General features: G+C 71.9%; 18 protein-coding genes. 3 read left to right on the forward strand and 15 right to left on the reverse strand.

From position 1 onward, the window contains the following. Window positions 1–148: 148 nt before the first annotated feature. From ABUL08_RS19900 to ABUL08_RS19935, 8 genes are all read right to left on the reverse strand, one after another. A complete protein-coding gene (locus ABUL08_RS19900; protein WP_350931431.1) occupies window positions 149–1,717 on the reverse strand; it encodes an FAD-dependent oxidoreductase in 1,569 nt (522 codons plus the stop codon). After that, complete coding sequence (locus tag ABUL08_RS19905) at window positions 1,714–2,724, reverse strand: methyltransferase (RefSeq protein WP_350931432.1); 1,011 nt, start codon at window positions 2,722–2,724, stop codon at window positions 1,714–1,716. The genes ABUL08_RS19900 and ABUL08_RS19905 overlap by 4 nt, the downstream gene beginning before the upstream one ends. Before the next feature lie 186 nt (window positions 2,725–2,910). After that, entirely contained in the window at window positions 2,911–3,684 is a 774-nt protein-coding gene (locus ABUL08_RS19910) for an SDR family NAD(P)-dependent oxidoreductase (protein WP_350931434.1), read from the reverse strand. Between the two features lie 13 nt (window positions 3,685–3,697). Beyond that, a complete protein-coding gene (locus tag ABUL08_RS19915) occupies window positions 3,698–5,263 on the reverse strand; it encodes an FAD-dependent monooxygenase (protein ID WP_350931435.1) in 1,566 nt (521 codons plus the stop codon). After that, a complete protein-coding gene (locus ABUL08_RS19920) occupies window positions 5,260–6,702 on the reverse strand; it encodes a peptide MFS transporter (protein ID WP_350931436.1) in 1,443 nt (480 codons plus the stop codon). Before ABUL08_RS19920 ends, ABUL08_RS19915 begins: the two co-directional genes overlap by 4 nt. Next, window positions 6,699–6,899: a hypothetical protein gene (locus ABUL08_RS19925; RefSeq protein WP_350931437.1), complete on the reverse strand. Its 201-nt coding sequence runs from the start codon at window positions 6,897–6,899 to the stop codon at window positions 6,699–6,701. Before ABUL08_RS19925 ends, ABUL08_RS19920 begins: the two co-directional genes overlap by 4 nt. After that, the gene (locus tag ABUL08_RS19930) at window positions 6,896–8,302 is read right to left on the reverse strand and encodes an FAD-binding oxidoreductase (RefSeq protein WP_350931438.1); all 1,407 of its coding nucleotides are present in this window, start codon (window positions 8,300–8,302) and stop codon (window positions 6,896–6,898) included. The genes ABUL08_RS19925 and ABUL08_RS19930 overlap by 4 nt, the downstream gene beginning before the upstream one ends. A 20-nt stretch (window positions 8,303–8,322) precedes the next feature. Further along, a complete protein-coding gene (locus ABUL08_RS19935; protein WP_350931439.1) occupies window positions 8,323–8,739 on the reverse strand; it encodes a hypothetical protein in 417 nt (138 codons plus the stop codon). A 167-nt stretch (window positions 8,740–8,906) separates the two neighbouring features. Here ABUL08_RS19935 and ABUL08_RS19940 point away from each other — a divergent pair, with 167 nt between their 5' ends. Then, window positions 8,907–9,392 (forward strand): MarR family winged helix-turn-helix transcriptional regulator, encoded by a 486-nt coding sequence (locus tag ABUL08_RS19940; RefSeq protein ID WP_350931441.1) that lies wholly within the window; start codon window positions 8,907–8,909, stop codon window positions 9,390–9,392. 15 nt (window positions 9,393–9,407) lie between these two features. On the opposite strand, the gene ABUL08_RS19945 is transcribed toward ABUL08_RS19940, so the two are convergent. Continuing rightward, a complete protein-coding gene (locus tag ABUL08_RS19945; protein WP_350931442.1) occupies window positions 9,408–10,223 on the reverse strand; it encodes an SAM-dependent methyltransferase in 816 nt (271 codons plus the stop codon). A gap of 133 nt (window positions 10,224–10,356) precedes the next feature. Here ABUL08_RS19945 and ABUL08_RS19950 point away from each other — a divergent pair, with 133 nt between their 5' ends. Beyond that, complete coding sequence (locus ABUL08_RS19950; RefSeq protein ID WP_350931443.1) at window positions 10,357–11,949, forward strand: FAD-dependent monooxygenase; 1,593 nt, start codon at window positions 10,357–10,359, stop codon at window positions 11,947–11,949. Window positions 11,950–11,994: 45 nt separating this feature from the next. Here ABUL08_RS19950 and ABUL08_RS19955 read toward each other — a convergent pair whose 3' ends face one another. From ABUL08_RS19955 to ABUL08_RS19970, 4 genes are all read right to left on the reverse strand, one after another. Continuing rightward, window positions 11,995–13,599, reverse strand: coding sequence for an MDR family MFS transporter (locus tag ABUL08_RS19955; RefSeq protein WP_350931444.1), 1,605 nt, complete (start codon window positions 13,597–13,599; stop codon window positions 11,995–11,997). A gap of 54 nt (window positions 13,600–13,653) precedes the next feature. Then, window positions 13,654–14,634, reverse strand: coding sequence for a quinone oxidoreductase family protein (locus ABUL08_RS19960; RefSeq protein ID WP_350931445.1), 981 nt, complete (start codon window positions 14,632–14,634; stop codon window positions 13,654–13,656). Window positions 14,635–14,745: 111 nt separating this feature from the next. Further along, entirely contained in the window at window positions 14,746–15,948 is a 1,203-nt protein-coding gene (locus ABUL08_RS19965; protein ID WP_350931447.1) for a cytochrome P450 family protein, read from the reverse strand. Between the two features lie 72 nt (window positions 15,949–16,020). Next, window positions 16,021–17,535 (reverse strand): FAD-dependent monooxygenase, encoded by a 1,515-nt coding sequence (locus tag ABUL08_RS19970; RefSeq protein WP_350931449.1) that lies wholly within the window; start codon window positions 17,533–17,535, stop codon window positions 16,021–16,023. Between the two features lie 94 nt (window positions 17,536–17,629). Here ABUL08_RS19970 and ABUL08_RS19975 point away from each other — a divergent pair, with 94 nt between their 5' ends. Next, window positions 17,630–18,199, forward strand: coding sequence for a MarR family winged helix-turn-helix transcriptional regulator (locus ABUL08_RS19975; RefSeq protein WP_350931450.1), 570 nt, complete (start codon window positions 17,630–17,632; stop codon window positions 18,197–18,199). Here the strand turns inward: ABUL08_RS19975 and ABUL08_RS19980 are convergent. Together ABUL08_RS19980 and ABUL08_RS19985 are read right to left on the reverse strand one after the other, a co-directional pair. Further along, entirely contained in the window at window positions 18,163–19,116 is a 954-nt protein-coding gene (locus tag ABUL08_RS19980; RefSeq protein ID WP_350931451.1) for an ester cyclase family protein, read from the reverse strand. The two genes, ABUL08_RS19975 and ABUL08_RS19980, sit on opposite strands and share 37 nt — an antisense overlap. 33 nt (window positions 19,117–19,149) lie before the next feature. After that, window positions 19,150–20,109 (reverse strand): GNAT family N-acetyltransferase, encoded by a 960-nt coding sequence (locus ABUL08_RS19985; protein WP_350931452.1) that lies wholly within the window; start codon window positions 20,107–20,109, stop codon window positions 19,150–19,152. Window positions 20,110–20,178 lie beyond the last annotated feature (69 nt).

The following is a 20,178-nucleotide window of genomic DNA, read 5'->3' on the forward strand; positions in this document are numbered from 1 at the left end:
CTCCTCGATCAGGCCCGACCCGGGCGGCCGGACGCTGCACCTCACCCTGGCAAGCGGCACTCGGGCTCGGCTGGAGCGCGACTGGAAAGGATCAATGGCCTCTCCCGGATCGGACGGACCCGGGAGAAGCCATTGCCGGTGCCACGGTTCAGACGGCCAGGACCGTTCGCAGCGCCTCGATCAGGGCGGCACCGGGGTCGGCCGGCCGCCGGGCGGTACGCCAGGCCACGAAGCCGTCCGGACGGATCAGTGCCGCGCCACCGGGCTGCAGGCCGTACCGCTCCGCGAAACCGGGAACCTCGGGCTCGATGGCGTGGGTGTCGACCTGGACGCCGAACTTGGCCCCCGCGCTGGTCGCGGCCGCCGCCCAGTCCGGCTCGCCGCCGTTGGCCAGCACCACGAAGTTCCGGCCGAACAGGTCGATCGTGGAGAAATCGCCGAGGATGACGTGCGGCGCCCTGGCACCGGGACGTCCGCCGGGCGTGAACGGGTCCTCCAGTGTGTCGTCGGTGCCCTGCTCGGGCAGGAACGCGCCGCACGGATACCGGTAGCCGAACGTCATGGTCTCTTCGCTGACCATCCCGCCGGCCACGTCCTCGAACCGCTTGCCCTCCCGGATCGCGAACCGCAGCATGGCCTGTTCGACCGTGCGTTCGGCGACCGGCCGACGCTCCTGGTCGTAGCTGTCGAGCAGGGCCGGGCCGGCCAGGCCCCGGTGCACCAGGGCGAGCTTCCAGGCGAGGTTGTACGCGTCCTGAATCCCGGTGCTGGCGCCGAACGCGCCGGTCGGTGGCATGACGTGCGCCGCGTCCCCGGCAACCAGCACCCGGCCGTCGCGCATCCGGTCGGCCACCCGGGCCGAGATGTCCCAGCCCGGTCGGCTACCGCCGACGATCGTCACGGGCAGGTCCGACACCCCGACCGCGGCCCGGACGATCGCCGTGCACCGCTGGTCGTCGAAGTCCTCGGCGCGCTGCCCGCGGTCCGGGAAGTACGACACGTTCATCACCCAGCGCCGGTCGTTGTCCAGCGGGATGATCGTGCCGCGCACTTCGTCGTTGTTGACGTACGCCGCGATGATCCGGCGCCCGCGCAACGCCTCGGTGAGGTCGGCGTCGAAGAAGAAGCTGACCAGCTCGGTGATCACACCGGGCCCGTGGTGCCCGATACCGAGCAGGGCCCGCACCGGGCTGCGGCTGCCGTCGGCGGCGACCAGATGATCGGCGGTGACGTCGTACTCGGAGCCGGACGACCGCTCGCGCAGCGTCGCCCGGACGCCGTCGCCGTCCTGGCTCAGCGCCACCAGCTCGGTGCCGAACCGCAGGTCGACGCCGACCTCCTCGGCGCGGCGGCGCAGGATCGGCTCCAGCTGGTTCTGATCGATCAGGGTCCAGCTGGCCGGGCTGATCCGGTCGATCGCCTCCGGCGTGGCGCTCGGCATCCGCATCCGCTCGTGGCCGGCCAGGGTTTCCACGTGCACCAGGTCGGTGTTGCCGGAGATCGGTGAGCGGCCGGCCCGGACCGCCTCGGCCATCCCGACCGCGCCGAACACCTCCATGGTGCGCGGGTTGATGGCCCGCGCCTTGGGGTGCTCGGAGGTGCCCGGGTGCCGCTCCACCAGGGTGGCGGAGGCGCCGTGCCAGGCGAGGAACACCGCGGTGGACAGGCCGGTCAGGCCGCCGCCGACGATCAGCACCGGATGGTGGCGGTCGGTCATTGCGCTCCTCCGGGTCGGCTGCCGATGACAAGGGTGTGGGTGCCGAGCAGCGGCCGGTCGCCACCGTCGGTGAAACCGGCTGCGGCCACCCACGCTCGGCAGTCGGCCACCCGGTACTCGCCGCCGTCCCGGCTGACCAGTCGCATGTGCAGGCTGCTGAGCAGCCGGTCGGCGTTGCTCCGGGCGTCGTCGATCATGCGGTCGTAGATCAGCACCGAGCCGCCGGGACGGACCGCCTGGTACACCCGGCGCAGCAGGCGCCGGGACTGGTCGGCGTCGAAGCCGTGCAGAATGTGGCCGAGAACGATCACGTCCGCCTGCGGGATCGGGTCGGTGAAGAAGTCACCGCCCACGAACCGGACGCGGCCGGTCCGGCCCAGCCGGCTGATGTGCTCGTCGAAGATCGGCCCGGTGCGGGGCAGGTCGTAACAGGTCGCGTCCAGGTGCGGGTGCCGGTCCACCAGCACCGCCGCCAGGTTGCCCCGAGCGCCGCCCAGGTCGACGAAGGACCGGTAGCCGCTCCAGTCGACCGCCTCGGCCAACTCGGCGCCCATCCGGTCGCTGAACGCGTCCAGTCCCTTGAGGAAGCGTTTCATCTTCTCCGGGTCGGCGTGCCTGTCGCCCACGAAGCCGCCCTTGTCCGGGTCGAGGTGCTGCGGCTCCCCGGTGCGCAGCGCCTCGGTGAGCCGACCCCAGGTGCCGTACAGCGTCTCGTTGGTCAGATCGACGAACCCGCCCAGGTAGGTGTCCCGGCCCTGCACCAGATAGGCGTCGGAGAGCGGGCTGTTGCGGTACCGGCCGTCCTCGCGGATCAGCAGCCCCAGCCCGGCCAGCGCGTCGAGGAAGTCGGCGGCCAGCCGCGGATGCAGCCCCGCCGCCCCTGCCAGCTCCGCGGCGTCCTTCGGGCCGGCCGCCAGCGCCGTGAAGACGTCCAGTTGCACCGCGCTCTGCAGGACCTTTGCGCCGCAGTCGGCGATGGTGAGTCGGATGAGCGGACCAGGGTCCACTCCGACAGTGGATGTGGTCGCGTCGGTTGTGGTCACGCCATCTCCTCCGGTGGTGCGGGTGCTCGGTCCGGCACACCGTCGCGTACGCGCGTCGAGGGCCGCTCGAACGCCGCTGGACGGAGGCCGGAACGCACGACGGCCGGCGACCCCGTTCCGGGTCACCGGCCGTCGCAGCGGAACGCCGGCTCAGCTACCGCCGGTGACCCGCAGCGTCTCCCCGGTGATGTTGCCGTTGGCGGCCGAGCCGAGGAAAACCACGGCCGTGGCCACATCCTCTGGGGTGGACATGCGCCCGGTGGGCAGCGTGGCGGCCTTCGCCTCGCGGGCCGGCGCCGGCATGTGGGCCAGCACATTGGCGGTCAGCGTCTGGCCGGGCACCACGGTGTTGACCAGGATGTCGCGCTCGCCCAGCTCCCAGGCCAGGCTGCGGGCCAGGCCGTAGAGGGCCGACTTGCCGGCGCCGTACGAGCCGGCACCGGGCAGGCCGGTGTCGGCCAGTCCGGCGCCGAGGAAGACGATCCGGCCCCACGGCCGCCCGCGCATCGCCGGCAGCGCCGCCTGCACCAGGTGGTACGGGCCGGCCACGGTCGTCTGCAGCACGTCCTGCCACTGCTTAGCCGGCACGTCCTCGAACGCCGGGCGCGGCGCGCCGGGCCGCGGGATGGCGTCGCCCCAGCTGATGGCGTTGGCGACCAGCACGTCCAGGCCGCCCCAGCGCTCGGCGACCTGCTCGACCGTGTCCTGGGCGGTGCGCTCGTCGCGCAGGTCGTACCGGCAGACGAGGCCCTCGCCGCCGGCCGCCCGGACTGCCTCCGCCGTCTGCTCCGCGCCGTCCCGGTCGCGGTGGTAGGTGATGCCGACCCGGGCCCCTTCGGTCGCATAGGCCAACGCGGTCGCCCGCCCGATGCCGGAGCTGGAGCCGGAGACGAGCACGACCTTGCCGGTGAGGTCGGTGTACATGATTACTCCTCCATCACGCCGTGGTGGGAAACAGAACGTCGCGGACCGCGCTCACCAGCGCCCCCGCCGGGTCGCCCGGATCGGCCGGCGACCGCCAGGCCACGAAGCCGTCCGGGCGGACCAGCACCGCCGCCCCCGGCGCCAGCCGGTACGCCCGGTGGAACTCGTCGTCCGGGTCGATCGTCCAGGCGTTGATCACCACGCCGGTCTCCGCCGCGGCGGCCCGGGCCGCCGCCGTCCACCGGTCCTCCGGACCGGCGGCCAGCACGGTGAACCCGGACCCGAACAGGTCCAGGGTCGAGGTGTCGGCGCCGTCGCGGTTCAGCCACACGTGCGGCGCCCGGGTGCCCGGCTCGGCGGTCCGCTCGGCCGGGTCGACCGCGAACGGCAGGTCGACAGCCGCCGTCGGGTAGCGGTAACCCATGGTCACCACCTGCGCGTCGAGTGCTGCGGCCCGCTGCTCGTCGGTGGCCTGCCCGGAACGGATGGCGAACTGCAGGGCGCCCTGCGACGCGGCGAACGCGCCGACCGGACGCCGCTCGCTGTCGTAGCTGTCCAGCAGGTCCGGTCCGGCCTGCCCGGCCAGCACGGCCGCCAGCTTCCAGGCCAGGTTGTGCGCGTCGGCGATGCCGGTGTTGGCGCCGTACCCACCGGTCGGCGGGATTACGTGAGCGGCGTCGCCGGCCAGCAGAACCCGGCCGTCGCGGTACCGGGTGGCCGTCGACTCGGCCATGTCCCACGGGAACCGGGACCGGATCCGCACCTCGATGTCCGGCACCCCGATGGCGGCCCGGACCAGCTCGCCGCACCGCTGGTCGGTGAAGTCGTCCAGGGTCTCGCCGTGCTCCGGGTCGTAACCGACGATCAGCGTGCCTTCGCGCAACGTGTCGTCGTGCACCATGATGCCGCGCACCTGCTCGTTCGCCACGTGCACGACGCTGAAGCGCCGCCCGTCCAGCACCGGCGCCAGGTCCGCCCGGAAGGCGATGCTGACGTGCCGCGACAACACCCCCCTGCCGGTACGGGGAATGCCCAGCGCCTCCCGCACCAGGCTGCGCGGCCCGTCCGCCCCGATCAGGTAGTCCGCCCGTATCCGCGAGGTCCGCCCGGTCTGCTCGTCGAACAGCTCCGCGTCCACCCCGGACGGATCCTGACTGAACGACGTGAGGGTGGTGGCGAACCGCAGGTCGGCACCGAGCTGCTCGGCCTTCGCTCGCAGCAGCGGCTCGAGGCGGTCCTGGGTGAGCAGCAGCAGTCGACAGGGCGTGACCGCCCCGAGGTCGTCCTCGTCCATCTCGGTCCGGCTGAACAGCATCCGCCCCGCCAGCGACTCGAAGCCGGCCCGGGTGCGGTGCGACGCGAAGCCGGCGGCGGCCTTGAGCGCCGGCTCCTCCAGGCCGGCCTGACGCAGCAGCTCCATGGTGCGCGGGTAGTAGCCGACCGCCCGGGGATGCACCGACGTGCTCGGATGCCGCTCGACCAGCAGGCACGACACACCCTGCCGCGCCAGGAAGAGCGCGCTCGACAGACCCACGAGACTGCCACCGGCGATCAGCACCGGGGTGTATGGCTCCCTCATCCGTTCCTCACCTTCTCTGGGATATCCGTCACTCGGGCTCGCTGATCCGGGCCGCCGCCGAACCCGCCCCGGCGATCCAGAGCCGGTCCGGCCACCAGCAGGGCGACACCGATCAGCACCACGGCCAGGCCGCAGCAGGCGAAGTAGGTTTCCGGCCGCACCACACTGGCGAGCTGGTAGACACGGTTGCCGGCCAGCGCGCCGAGCGCCGCGAACAGCCCGTACAGGCCGAGGTAACGGGCGGTCAGGCCGGCTGGTGCGAGCCGGGCGGTCAGGGCCAGCCCGAGCGGCCCGACGATCAGCTCGCCAGCCGCCTGCAGCAGATAGACGCCGCCCAGCCACCAGGCGGACACCGGGCCGGCGGCGGCCTGCCGCTGGGCGATGGCGAGCAGGACGAAGCTGGCGCCTGCGGCGGCGAGCGCGGCCGCGAACGACAGGGCCGGATGCCGCGGGATGTCCCGGCGCCGGCGCACCTCGGCGTAGACCGGCGCCAGCACCAGCACCAGCGCCGGGTGCAGGGCCTGCAGCCAGGCGGCCGGCACGGTGACACCGGCGACGGTTCGGCCGGTGTGGTCGCGGGCGAACAGCGCCAGCGCCGACGAGCCCTGGGCGAAGATCAACCAGTACGCCGATCCGGCCCCGAGCAGCCACGCCAGCGCGCTCAGACGGTGCCGCGCGACCGGGTCGGCGGCCAGCGCCCGGCGCAGCAGCCGCAGGTCGACGAAGGGCGCGGCGATCGTGACCAGGCCCAGCCCGAGCAGCACCGGGGTGATCGACAGCCGGTGGCCGGCGGCAAGCCCGAGCGACAGCGCCGCCAGCGCGGCAGCGGCGCCGGCCGCGTACCACGCCAGCCGGCGCGCCGCCGCCGGTGGCAGCGGGCGCAGCGGGCCGCGCGCCGGAACCGCGCCGGTGGCGAAGACGCCCAGACCGATCGCCATCACCACGGCCGGCGCGGCGAGCGCGACCGTCCAGCCCACCCGGTCCGCGACCAGCCCGGCGACCAGGGGCCCGGCAATCGCGCTGAACTGGACGCTGACGTAGAACACCGAGTAGAGCGACGCGGTGTGGTCCCGACCCGACGGCAGCTCGGCGACCAGCGCGGCGGTGGCCGGCTTGACCAGTCCGGTGCCGATCGCCAGGCACAGCAGCCCCGCATAGAGCACGGGCACCGCCAGCAGCAGGTGGCCGCAAGCGATCAGCACGCCCCCGGTCAGCGCGGTGGCGCGGGGGCCGAGCAGCCGGTCGGCGACCCAGCCGCCCGCTGCACCGCTGAGGAACGACAGCGCGACGTACGCGCCGAACACCTGCGCCGCCTGCGCGCCGGGCAGGCCCGGTCCCTCCGCGGCGACCAGGTACAGCACCAGGGTGGCGGCGAGACCGAAGAAGCTGAACCGTTCGCACATGTCGAGTACGAACAGCGGACCGAGCCGCCCGGTCACGCCGGCTCCCGGTCCGTCCCGGCGTGGTTCAGCAGCGGCAGCAGCTTCTGGACCTCGCCGAGCTGGCTCCAGAGCAGCCGTTCCGCGCGCAGGCCGGACGGCGGGGGCGGGACCATGTCGAAGTACGCCGCGCCGACCGCGATCATGCCCTCCCAGAGCAGCGCGGCACCGGTGTGGCACCACCACGGCCACCTCACGGCGCGATGCTCTGCTCGTGTCGGAAGAAGTTGCCCGGGTCGACCGCGCGCTTGACCGCTCGCAGCCGGGGCAGGTTGGTGCCGAAGAATCGGGCCGGCCAGTCCGGCTCGGGGCGGGTGCTCGGAAAGTTCACGTACGACCCACAGGCCACCGGCTCCAGGGTGGCGGCCGTGCGATCGGTCCACGCCCAGGCGGCCGGCATCGCCTCGGGGCTGGGGTTGCGCAGCGCGTACTGGTAACCGACCAGGAACCGGGCGGTGCGGTGGACGTACCCGGTGGCGGCCGGGTCGATGTCGTTGGCGCGCCCACCGACCGCGATGAGCAGCAGATAGCGCTCCTGGTCCAGGGACGGATCCCAGGCCTCGACCGCGGCCGACGCCTCGGCGGCGGTCATCGCCCGATCGGTGAGCCGGTAGCTGCGCAGGGTGAGCGGATGCCGGTGGCCGCGGGCAACCGGGCTGGTGCCGGTGCGATGGCACTCGGCCGGTGACAGCTCCCCGCACAGACTGCGGTGCATCGCCTCGGAGTACGGCTCAGGTCCGGTCACCCGAGCCTCGGCCGGTGCACCGGCGGCCCGCTCGGCGAGCTGGGCCAGTTCCCGGCCCAGCCGGTCGGCGCCGTCCAGCGACACTCCCCAGATCCGTATCGAGGCGGGCTTGTCCGGACCGAACGACGGCAGCACGACCAGCGAGGAGCCGAGCGTGTCCGGGGCCTCCACGCACCAGTCCTGCCAGGCGGCGAGCAGCTCCGGGGCCCGCGCCAGCGGCCAGACGGTCTCGTAGCGCACCAGTGCGGGGGCGGCGATCGGGCGTACTTCGTAGTCGACCACCACGCCGAAGGTGCCGCCACCGCCGCCGCGCAGCGCCCAGAACAGGTCCGGCTCCTCGTCCTCGCTGCAGCTTACGAGCCGGCCGTCGGCGAGCACGACCTTGGCGGAGACGAGCCGGTCGCTGCCCACCCCGAACCGGCGGGTCTGCCAGCCCAGGCCACCGCCGGCCAGGAAGCCGCCGGCCGCGACGGTCGGGAAGGTGCCGGTGACGATCTGCCGGCCGAGCGGTCCGAGCCGGTCGAGCGCGTCGACCGAGCGCAGCCCTGGTCCCAGGTGCACGGTGGCACCGGTGAGCCGGACGTGGTCGAGCCGGGACACGTCGATGATCAGTGCCTCGCCGGTGGACCAGCCGTTGTGGCTGTGCCCGCCGCTGCGCAGGCGCACCGGGACATCGTGCTCGGCGGCGAACCGGACCGCGCGCTGGACGTCGGCGACCGTGGCGCAGTAGACCACCGCCAGCGGCTCGATCGCGTCGAACTCAACTTGCTGCAGCTCGCGGGCCTGCGGGTAGCGCTCGTCGCCGGGGAGGACCAGGTCACCGGAGAGTCCGTCGGTGAGCGCAGCCCAAGCCACCGCGGATGCCACGGGAGGTGTCACTGACCGACGCCGAACTTGGTGGCGGTGACGGCCGACCCGCTGTGGCTGCGCAGCGGCTTGCCGGCGGCGTCGTGGAAGGTCGCGCCACCGTCGCCGGTCCAGCTGGCGTCGCCGGTCAGCCTGCCGTTCACGGTGATGTGCGCGGTGCCCTTGAATCCGCCGTTCTCGTCGGCGGCCAGGATGTGGGCGTTGTAGACGAAGGTGTCGGCGCCGGTCGCGACCCAGTTGCCGAGGCCGATGTTCTTGGCGTTGAGCTGGGTGAGAATGACACCGCCGTCGGCGGTGAAGGCGGACAGGCCGACGACCGGCGAGCCCTCGTTGTCCAGCACGGTGGTCCAGGTGCCGACCAGCCGGCCGGCCACCGCCGCGCAGTGCTCGTCAGTGAGAGTGGTGGTGACGGCGGCGTCGCTCAAGGCGCTCTCCTCTGCTCCAGCGGCGCGGGCCGATCCCGCACCGGCCATCACTCTCGGATCCGGGCCTCAAGCGTCGGTCGAGTGACGCTGTAGCCACCGCGCGGTAGCATCTCGCCGGGGTGAGGTCACCTGCATGACGTCACTCATGAAGCTCAGGAGCGGGAGAAATGGACGCCACCACCGGTACGACGCGAGCAGAAGAGCTGATGGACGCGGTCGGCCCGGCCTTCTCCCGGCTGGGCAGATCCGTGGCGCTCAATGCGCAGAAGCCGATCTCGCGCCGGGACATCACCCGGACCCGGGTGCTGCAGACCGCGTACGACGCCGCCGAGCGGGCCGACCATGACATCACCGTGGGTGACATCGCCGAGCGGCTCGCGGTCGATCCGTCGGCCGCGAGCCGCATGGTGTCCGACGCCATCTCGGCCGGGTATCTGCGTCGGGTCGCCTCCCAGCGCGACGGACGGCGCACCGTGGTGCAGCTGACCGAGGCGGGCAGCGCGATGCTCGCCGACTTCCGTCAGCATCAGCGGGCGGCGTACGAGCACATCACCCGGGACTGGCCGGAGCAGGAGCGTCTGGAGTTCGCCCGCCTGCTGATCAAGTACGTGGACGCGCTCGCCTCGCTGCCCGAACGGACCGCCGACGAGTGACCGCCGGGCGCAAGGTCAGGCCGGCCTGACCTTGCGGGCGACGCCGGCCAACATCGGGGCGTCCGCGCCCAGGTTGTCCGGGTCACCGCCGGGCTCCGGGCGCCACAGCGGCACCGGCACCACACCGGGCGCGAGCAACTCCAGCCCCTGGAACAGCTCGGTCACCTCGGACCGGTCCCGCCAGATCACCTCGTTGACCGCGCCCTGGTAACGAGCCGCGAACCCGGGCGTGGCCTGCGGGACGGTTTCCGCCCCGGCGTGCGTGACGACCAGAAAGCTCCCCTCGGCCAGCGGCTCGACGTACCGGTCGACCAGCGCGACCGGGTCCGCGTCCGGCGGCACGAAGTGGATGATCGCGGCCAGGATCACCGCGATCGGCTGGTCGAAGTCGAGCAGTGCCCGGGTCTCCGGAGCCTCCAGGATGTCCACCCACTTGAACAGGTCGCCCTGGATGGCCACGGCGCGCGGCTCGTCGGCGAGGATCGCCCTTGCGTGCGCGACCGCGACCGGGTCGATGTCGACGTACACGATCCGGCTGTCCGGGTTGCCGGCCAGCGCGATCTCGTGCACGTTGCCCTCGGTCGGGATCCCGGAGCCGACGTCGAGGAACTGGCGGATGCCGAGCGCGGACAACTCCCGCACCGCCCGGCGCAGGAACGCCCGGTTTGCCCGGAATGTCTGGGGCAGCAGTGGGTTCGCCTGCTCCACAGTGCGGCCGACCTCCCGATCGACCGGGAAGTTGTGCGAGCCACCGATCCAGTAGTCGTAGACCCGCGCGATGCTCGGTTTGTCGATGTCGATCTCCGGGGGGGCCCAGCTGGGACGGGTCACGGCATTCCTCATCTCTGTGTCGACGGTACGACCGCCACGCTGCCGGGTCGACCTGGAATGTCGCTCGATCCTCGACGGAACCTCCAGCCGGACACGGTTTCCTGAGCGGAATTCCCCAGCAGAAGGAGCATCCGTGACTGGTGACGAGACACCCGTCCTCATCGTCGGCGGCAGCCTGGCCGGCCTGGCGTCCGCCCTGTTCCTGGCCGAACAGGGCATCCGGCCGCTGCTCGTCGAACGCCACCCGCAGATCTCGGCGCATCCACGCGCGCAGGCCGCCAGCCCGCGCACGATGGAGCTGCTGGACGCCATCGGTCTGGGAGACGAGGTACGCGCGGCCGAGACCCCCAACGCCCAGTACGGCGACATCCTGCAGGTGGAGTCGCTGGCCGGCGAGGAACTCGGCCGGTTCGACGGCCCGTTCCGGCACGACACCCACGGGGTGAGCAGCACCGGTTGGACACTGATCGGCCAGGACCGGCTGGAGCCGATCCTGCGCGCCCGCGCTGAGCAACTCGGCGCCGACATACGTTTCGGCACCGAACTCGTCCGCTACGTCCAGGACGCCGACGGGGTGAACGCGGTCATCCGTGGCGTCCACGGCGTGGAGCGGACCGTCCGGGCGCAGTACCTGATCGCCGCCGATGGGCATCGCAGCCAGATCCGCGGCGAGTTGGGGATCGCCACCACCGGCCGCGGGACGTTCGGCCGCCAGATGATCATCCTGTTCCGGGCCGATCTGGAGTCGCTGGTGGCCGGCCGCAAGTTCTTCCTGTGCTTCGTCAGCAACCCCGAGGTGCACGGCGTGCTGGGCCAACTCGGCGCGGCCGGCACGCAGCTGTGGTGCCTGGCACCGAGCCTTCGCCCGGAGGACGGGCACCAGGAGTACTCCACCGAGCGGTGCGTCGCGCTGGTCCGGGCCGCGGTCGGGGTACCGGACCTGCCGCTGACCGTCACCGACGCCTCCAGCTGGGAGATCGCCGCCCGGGTCGCCGAGCGGTTCCGGGACGGCCGGGTGTTCCTGGTCGGCGACTCCGCGCACGTGATGCCGCCGACCGGCGGGTTCGGTGGCAACATGGGCCTGCAGGACGCGCACAACCTGGCCTGGAAGCTGGCACTGGTGCTGCGGGGCACGGCCGGCCCGGGCCTGCTCGACAGCTACGAGTCGGAACGGCTGCCGGTGGCCGAGTTCACCGTCGAGCAGGGCGTCATCCGCTACCTGCAGCGCAGCGGTCTGGACCCGGAGGTGGCGTCACGCCATCAACCAGAGGCGACGGTCCTGTTCGGCCACCGTTACCGGTCGGTCGCGGTGCTCACCGAGGACGACGATCCGGCCGTGGTCGAGGACCCGCGGCAGGCGTCCGGTCGGCCCGGCACCCGGGCCCCCTATCTGCTGCTGCGCCACGGCGACCGTGACATCTCCCTGGCCGACCTGGTCCGACGAGACTTTGCGCTGGTGGCGGCGGCGGGCGGCCGGGCCTGGCTGGACGCCGGCGCCACGGTCGCGGCGGGCGGCATCCCGCTGGGCCGCTACCTGGTCGGCGCGGATCCCACAGCCGACCTGGTCGACGCCGCCGGGCAGTTCCCGGCCCGGTACGGCATCGGCGACGCCGGGGCGGTGCTGGTACGGCCGGACGGCTTCGTGGCCTGGCGATCCGCCGATCTCCCCGCCGAGCCGGCGGAGTCGCTGCGCCGGGTGTTCGCCCGGCTGCTCGCGACAGCGTGAAACGCCGGTGGTCCTCCCCGGGGAGGACCACCGGCAGGCCGGCGGCTACTCGCCCTTGGCGTCGTCACCGTGGTGGTGCTGACGCAGCCGCACGTCCTTGAGCAGCAGTGCGAGGACCAGACCGACCGCCAGCATCGGCAGGGCGGCCAGGAAGACCGGGGTCAACGCGTCGGCGTACGCCTGGGCGATCCCGTGCCGAACCTCTGGGGGCAGGTGCCGGAGCACCTCCTGCGATGAGGTGGCGTCCAGCGACAGGCTGCCGCGCGCGTTCGCGGGGACGTGCTCGGCCAGCGACGACGCCAGCCGGCCATAGAAGATGGCGGCGAACACCGAGATCCCGACCGAGGTGCCGACCGACCGGAAGAACGGCACGGTTGCCGATACGGCGCCCATGTCCTGCCGGGTGGCCGCGTTCTGCGCCGCCATCGCCAGCACCTGGATGTTGAGACCGGCCGCGATGCCGAACAGGGTCATGTAGCCGATCGCGACGGCGCGCGGGGTGTCCGCGTCCATGCTCGCCAACTGCAGTGCGGCCACCAGGCCGAGCGCCATGCTGGCCACCGGGTACCACTTGTAGCGGCCGCTGCGGGCGATGTGCTTGGTGCTGAGCATCGACGAGGCGATCAGGCCGAGCATCATCGGCAGCAGGACCAGCCCGGACTCGGTCGGCGTGGCACCGGTGACCACCTGGACGAACAGGGCCAGGAAGTTGACCGCGCCGAGGAAGACCGCGCCGGCGAGCGCGCCGATCAGCACCGCGAGGGTCAACGTCGAGCTGCGGAACAGACGCAGCGGGATGACCGGCTCGCCCACCCGGCGTTCCACGACGATGAACAGCACGGCGCACACCAGCGTCGCGGCGCCGAGACCGAGTATCGGCCCGGACGTCCAGTCGTAGCGGACCCCGCCCCAGCTGGTGACCAGGGTGAGGCAGATGATGGTGCCGGCCAGCAGCGCGATTCCGGCGTAGTCGATGTGTGGCCGTCGCGGATGGCGCGGCAGGTGCAGGAAGAGTCCGACGGCGAGCAGCGCCAGCAGCGCGAGCGGCACGTTGATGAAGAAGACCGAGCGCCAGCTGAGCCAGTCGGTGAGGACGCCGCCGACCGCCGGGCCAGCCAGCGCGCTCACCGCGAACACCATCGAGAAGTAGCCGTAGTAGCGAGCGCCCTCCCGGGGCGGGAACATCTCACCGATGATGGCGAGCACCGACACCAGCAGGCCGCCGGCGCCGATGCCCTGGACCGCCCGGAACGCAATGAGTTGCCCGATATTCTGGGCGAACCCGGACGCGGCCGATCCGGCCAGGAAGAAGACGATGGCGGTGAGGAAGACGTTCTTACGTCCGAACAGGTCACCGAGCTTGCCGTAGACCGGAGTGCTGACACTGCTGGCGATGATGTAGGCGGTCGTCACCCAGGCGAACTCGGAGAGCCCACCTAGGTCGCTCACGATTCGGGGTAGGGCGGTCGCGACGATCTGGGCATCGAGCATGCCGAGGAAGACGGCAAGCAGGAGCGCGGCCATGACCAGGCCCTGCCGTGGTCGAGGTGATCGTGGCACCGCCGGCGTGCCCGGTGTCTGGGCAGCGGTGGAGGTCACAACAGTTTCCTTTGGACAGGTGAGGGCGGGGTGCGAGACGGGGGGGCTCACACCCCGCCGGGACGCGGCGGCCGGTTCTGAAGTCGGCCACCGCGCGTCTGGGGATTACGGGACGAGGACGACCTTGCCGAGCTGGGCCCGCGCCTCCATCAGCTCGTGCGCCTTGGCGGCCTCGTCGAGTGGCAGCGTGGTGTGCACGACCGGCTTGAGTTTGCCGGTAGCGAGCATGTCGACCAGGGCATCCACACCCGCCTGGATCACATCCGGCTGCGTGAACATGATCGCGTAGAGGCTGAAGCCGATCACAGACTTCATGTCGATCAGGTCGACGACGCTGACCGGCGGGATGTCGAACCCACCGGCCGAGCCGTAGAAGACCAGCCGGCCGAACTGGGCGATCAGGCCGATGCTGTCACGCAGGATGTCGCCGCCGACGGTCTCCAGGATCACGTCGGCGCCCTTGCCGTCGGTGGCGGCCAGCACCTCGTCGACCCAGCCGGCCCTGGTGTAGTCGATCGCGACGTCGGCGCCGAGCGAGCGGGCAAACTCGAGTTTGGCCGGGCTGCTCGCGGTGGCGATCACTTTGCCGGCGCCGAGCGCCTTGGCGATCTGCACGGCCAGGTGGCCGACACCGCCGGCGGCGGCGTCGATCAGGATGGTCTCGCCGGGCTTCAGCCGGCCCGCCGCGGTGATCGCGTGGTAGGCGGTCTGCGCCGGGCTGACCAGCGCGGTGGCCTGCCCGGCGTCGACGCCCTCCGGGATGGTCAGCAGCGAGCCGGCGTCCGCGGTGACGTAGTCGGCGTAGGCGCCGTGCCACACGCCGGCGACCACGCGGTCGCCGGCCTGCACACCGGTGACCGACTCGCCGACGGCCTCGACGGTGCCGGCCACGTCACCGCCGGGCGCGCCGGGCAGCTCGGCCGGGCCGCCGATCGGAAGCCCCTGCCGGCGCTGCACCTCGGCGAAGTTGACGCCGATGGCCTCGACCCGGATGAGGACCTCTCGCGGACCGGGAGTCGGCTTGGCCGTCTCCTCCACGCGCAGTACGGAGGGGTCGCCATGGTCGTGGTGCCGAACGATTCGCATCAGATTTGCTCCAGATGGGAGTGAGATCGAGTCCAGCGCACACTCGTGGACCCCGCCGGGGAGACCCGGTTCCAGATATATGCATGGTATCACGCAACTGCGTGAATACAACTATCCTGCTGCGCCGTCCCAGCGAACGGGGATCTCGGCGTATCCGGTGAGCAGCCGATTCGGCAGCCACAGCAAGTCGGTGGCGGGGACGGCGAGCTGCAGGCCGGGCAGCCGGCGCAGCAGCGTGCCGACGGCGATCTGCAGCTCCAGCCGACCCAGCGACGCGCCGAGGCAGTAGTGCATCCCCTGCCCGAGGGTCAGGTGCGCCAGATTCCTCCGCCGGATGTCGAGCATCTCCGGATCGGTGAACTCGCGCTCGTCCCGGTTGGCCGCACCGATCGCGGCGAGCACCCCGCCGTTGGCGGGGATCACCGTGTCCCCGATCCGCACCTCCTCCAGGGTCACCCGGTAAGCCGCCCCATCACCCGGCCCCTGGAAGCGCATCAGCTCCTCCATCGCCGGGCCGAGCAGGCTCTCGTCGCTGCGCAGCGCGGCCAGCTGCGCCGGGTGTTCCAGCAGCATGACGACGCAGCTGCCGATCTGGTGGATGGTCGTCTCGTAGCCGGCGATGAGCAGCAGCGTCGCCATCGAGACCAGTTCCGACTCGCTGAGCCGGTCCCCGCCGTCGTGGACCTGCACCAGCGCGCTGAGCATGTCGTCGCCCGGGTTCGCCCGCTTCGCCTTGGTCAGGTCGGTGAGGTATCCGCGCAGTGACATGTAGGCCGCGACGATCGTGTCGACCGGCACATCGGCGAGCGCCACCAGCGTGTCGGCCCAGCCGACAAAGGCGTCCCGGTCGGACATCGGCACGCCGAGCAGCTCGCAGATCACCGTGATGGGCAACGGGTGGGCCAGTGCGGCGTTCAGGTCGGTCGGCCCGCCGCCCGCGATCATCCGGTCGATCAGCTCGTCGGCCAGCTGCTGGATCCGGGGACGCATCGCCTCGACGCGCCGCGGGGTGAACGCAGCGGAGACCAGCTTGCGCAGCCGGGTGTGTTCCGGCGCGTCGGTGTGGTGCATGCTGTCGTCCGGCGGGAAGTTCGACGGCTGCGGCACGCCCGGCCGGTGCAGGTCGCTGCTGAACCGCGGATCGGTCAGCACCATCCGCACGTCCTCGTACCGCCCCACCAGGTAGGCCGGTGCGCCGCTGGACATCCGGACCTGTACCACCCGGGCTTCCCGGAGCCGTTGATAGTCGGCCGGCGGCTCGATCGGAGAGTGCCGGGTGAACGGGAACGCCACCTCGGCCACGTCGTCTGTCATTCGATTCCCTTTCCACAGCGCGGAAACGAGGTGGTGCCCCGGCCGCCGCACTCGGCGCGGCCGGGGCGGTGCTCAGCTCTTGCCGAACCAGGTGCGCAGTGCCGCGGCGAGGCCTTCGCGGACCCGCTCCGGCTCGGCGTCGCGGTCGGTCGCCCAGGCGACGTAACCGTCCGGGCGGACCAGGACCGCGGCCAGCGCCGACTCCTCCTTGCCCGTCGCGACGACAAAGGTGACCCGGGTGGCGTCGGCGACGGCCGCCGACCAGTCCCGGTAGGCCGTCGCCGTCTCGGCGCTGCCGGCCAGGTCGAGCAGCACGGCCTTGCCGCCGCGCAGCAGCTCGGCCAGGCGGGTGTCGTTGTCGCCGACCCGCACCGGCAGGTCCGGCGCGAACTTGCCGACCAGTGGGTGCACGTCCTCACCGGCCGACAGGTCGTAGTGGACGTTGACCCCGGAGAGCATCTCGGCGATGTGCCGGTTGGCCGCGTCGACGCGCATCAGCGACTCGAGCAGCTCCCGCAGCGGGGTCACGTCCGGGTCCGGGTTCATCAGGGCGATCTGGGCCCGGGTGTTCTCCAGCACCCGGCGCGCCGGCGGCTGCCGCTCGGCGTCGTAGGTGTCGAGCAGCCCGGGCGGCGCCCAGCCGTGGATCTGCGCGGCCAGCTTCCAGCCCAGGTTCAGCGCGTCCTGCAGACCGAGGTTGAGGCCTTGACCGCCGACCGGGAAATGGATGTGCGCGGCGTCGCCGGCCAGGAGGAGCCGCCCGGCACGGTACCGGTCGGCCTGGCGGGCTGAGTCGGTGAACCAGGACAACCACCGGGCGTCGTGCGCGCCGTAGTCGGTGCCCCAGATCTCGCGCATGCTCGCGGTCAGCTCGTCGAGGGTGAGGCTCTCCTCGGGATTCTTCTTGTCCGGGCCGAAGTCGAACGTGGCCACCCGGTGGTAACGGTCGTCCAGCGGCACGCAGAAGAGCAGGCCGCGTGCGGTGCGCTCCATGCCCATCGGCGCGTTCTCCCGGTCGGCGAGCACGACGTCGCCGAGGCGGGCGGTCACCCGGCCGCCGCTGCCGGGATACTCGATGCCGGCCGCCTTGCGGACCAGGCTCCGGGCGCCGTCGCAGCCGACCGCGTACTCGGCGCGCAGCTCGTACGACCCGTCCGGGCCGGTGACCCCGACAGTGACGCCGTCGGCGTCCTGTTCGATCGCGGTGACCGTGTGCCGGCGGCGGATGTCCGCGCCGGACTCGATCGCGTGCGCCTCGAGCAGTTCCTCGGTGCGGGCCTGCTCGCTGAGCAGCGCGTACCCGTGGCTGCTGTCGAGCAGGCTGAAGTCCACCCAGACGTCGAGCCCGGCGAAGTGGCCGTTGTTCCAGGATCGAGCGCCGTCCCGGAAGCGCTCCAACAGGCCACGCCGGTCCAGCGACTCCAGGGACCGGGCGTGCAGCCCGAACGCCTTGGAGTGTGGTGATCGCTCCGGCAGCTGCTCGAGCAGCACGACGCTGGTGCCGGCGAGCCGCAGCTCGGCGGCCAGCAGCATGCCGACCGGTCCGCCACCGACGATGACGACGTCCGTCCGGTTGTTCTGGGTCATGAGTTGCCCTCTCGGATTTGCTGTGTGCTGACATACAAGTACATGCGACCATACATATGTCTGCCGGACGGAGGCAATGTATACGATGGCGGTCATGAAGAGCACTGACGGCGAGGCCATGCTCGACGCGGTCGGCGCGGCGTTCTCCAGGCTGCGCCGCGGCGCGCTGCTCAGGGTGGAGAACCCGGTGCCGCGCAAGGAGATGACCAGGACCCTGGTGCTGAACATCCTGGAGGAGGGTCCGGAGACAGCGCGGCGCGAAGTCACCGTCGGGGTGGTGGCCGAGCGGCTTGGCGTCGATCCCTCGGTGGCCAGCCGGATGGTGTCCGACTGCATCGGCAGCGGATATCTGGCCCGGGCCGTGTCCCAGCGCGACGGCAGGCGGACAGTTCTGGAGCTCACCGAAGCCGGCCGCGCGGCGCTGGACCGGTTCCGCGCGCACCAGCGCCAGGCGTTCGAGTTCATCACCCGGGAATGGTCCCGGCCGGAGCGGGTGGAGTTCGCCCGACTGCTGATCAAGTACGTCGACGCGCTCACCGAGTTGCGCCAGGAGGACCCGGACAGCGGGGCGGCCGGGGACGGCGCCCGCCCGGATTCTTCCGGGCCGGACGCCGCCGTGGTCAGCCGTCAGAGCGGGATGCCCGCCGCCGCGAAGCTGGAGTAGTCGACCACCTCCCAGTGCTCGGCGACCTTGCCGTCGGCACCGAAGCGGTACTGGTCGGAGGTGTGCATGACGAGCATCTGGCCGGTCGGCGGGACGCCGTGGAAGTCGCCGGTGAAGTGCCCGCTCCAGGTGGCGGAGATGGCGACCCGGTCACCGTGGGCGAGCACGTGGTCGACGCGTACCGAGAGGTCGGGGAACGTGATGAAGTTGCTGGCGAAGAACTGACGGAACGCCTCCAGCCCGCCGTCCACCGCCGGTCGCTGGAAGTTGTGGTGCTGGTAGTCCTGCTCGTAGTAGCGGTCGGCGAGGTCCAGCCGGTGCTGGGTCATCACCACGTCCACGGCCTCGATGATCCGTGCGGCGTTCGCCTTCTCCGCGTCGGTGTGGTATCCGGTCAGCTCCGGGTTGCGCGGCTGGGTCTCCAGTTGCGGCGTCACCCCGAACGGCTTGAGCACCGAGTAGTCCACCGTGTCCCAGTGCTCGGCGACCTGCTGCCCGCGGAACCGGAACAACTCGCTGGTGACCAGGTTGAGCTCCCTGCCGCTGGCCGGCCGCCCGGCGAACGGCCCGGTCTGGTGGCCGTGCCAGCTCACGAACACCATCGCCCGGTCGTTGTCGACCTGCGACACCAGCGGGGTCGCGGTCAGGTCCGGAAAACCGGTGAACATGTCGTTCAGGAAGCTGCGCAGCCCGGTCAGCCCGGGCGCGATCCGGGTGTCGTGCTCGACGTAGTCCGGGGCGAAGTAACTCACCACCTGGTCCACCCGGTGCTCGTTGTAGACATCGGTGACCAGTGCGTGCAGGGCCCGTTCGGCCCCGGCGGCGGGTTGGGCGACCGCCGGGCTCGGGGCCGCGAGCGCGGCCGCCATCAGGATCAACGACCCTGCGGTACGGGCGATCCAGTTTCTCCTCGGCATGAACTGTCCCTCCGTGCTGATTGATGTGCCGGTTCACATGTCGAACCGGTAGGTCAGCCATCGTTTGTCGACGGTGAAGCCGACTCGACGGTTGAGCGCGATGACGGCGTCGTTCCGCTCGTCGTTCCAGGCCTGCAGAACGGTCAGGCGCGGATGGTCGGCGATGGTCCGGCCGATCAGCTCCGACTTGAGCAGCAGGCCGATCCCCCGGCGTCGGCACTCCGGCAGCACCATGGTCTCGCCGGTGTCGGCCATCGGACTGTCCCGGACGTACAGCGTGCTGTACCCGACCACCTCACCGTCCTCGGCCCGGACCGCCGCGACGGCCGACTGGCGGTTCCCGCTGCGCGCCGTCTCCGCCTCGCGCAGCCGGACCCCGTGAGCGTCGGCGCCGCGCGGCTCGGCCTGGCCGTTCACCGCGGCGTCCAGCCGGCTCCACGCCCGGGCGTACGACTCCACCAGGTCGTCGGGGCAGCGGTCGGTCCAGCCCACCAGGCGCAGCCCGGCCCGGCGTCCCACGTCGGCACGCGGGCGGCGACCGGCCCAGCGGCGCAGGTCCAGCCGGTGCCGCAGGTTCGCCGCCGTCCGGCGGCCACGCAGCGCGGCGGCGAATGCCGCCGTGGCCGCCGATTCCGGTGCGTCGAGCAGCAGCGTCCGGTGTGAGGTGCGACGCAGTTCCTCCCGCACGGCGGTCAGCAGAGCGCGTCCGGCGCCACGCCGACGGTCCGCCGGAAAGATCCACAGCGAGCCGTGCGCCCGGATCGGGTCGGTCCGCACGTCGGTGCCGAGCTTGGCGAACCCCAGTGGCCGATCGCCGTCGAAGACCGCCAGCACCAGCCGCTCGGTGCCCCACCGGCGTTGCAGCAGTCGGGCCAGCAGCGGGGCCGGCACCGGTGGGTCGGCGGGCGACTCCGCCGCCATCGTGGCGCGGAATCCGGGAAGCAGAAGGTCGACTGTCGCTTGGTCGTCGCCATCCAGACTGCGAATCTGCATGGCTGTCATTGAGGCACACGGAGTCGCCCGGAGCATCGATGCTTCAGCGGTCTTCGAGGCCGCCTCCAG

The organism is Micromonospora sp. CCTCC AA 2012012, assembly GCF_040499845.1.
Taxonomy (GTDB): domain Bacteria; phylum Actinomycetota; class Actinomycetes; order Mycobacteriales; family Micromonosporaceae; genus Micromonospora; species Micromonospora mangrovi.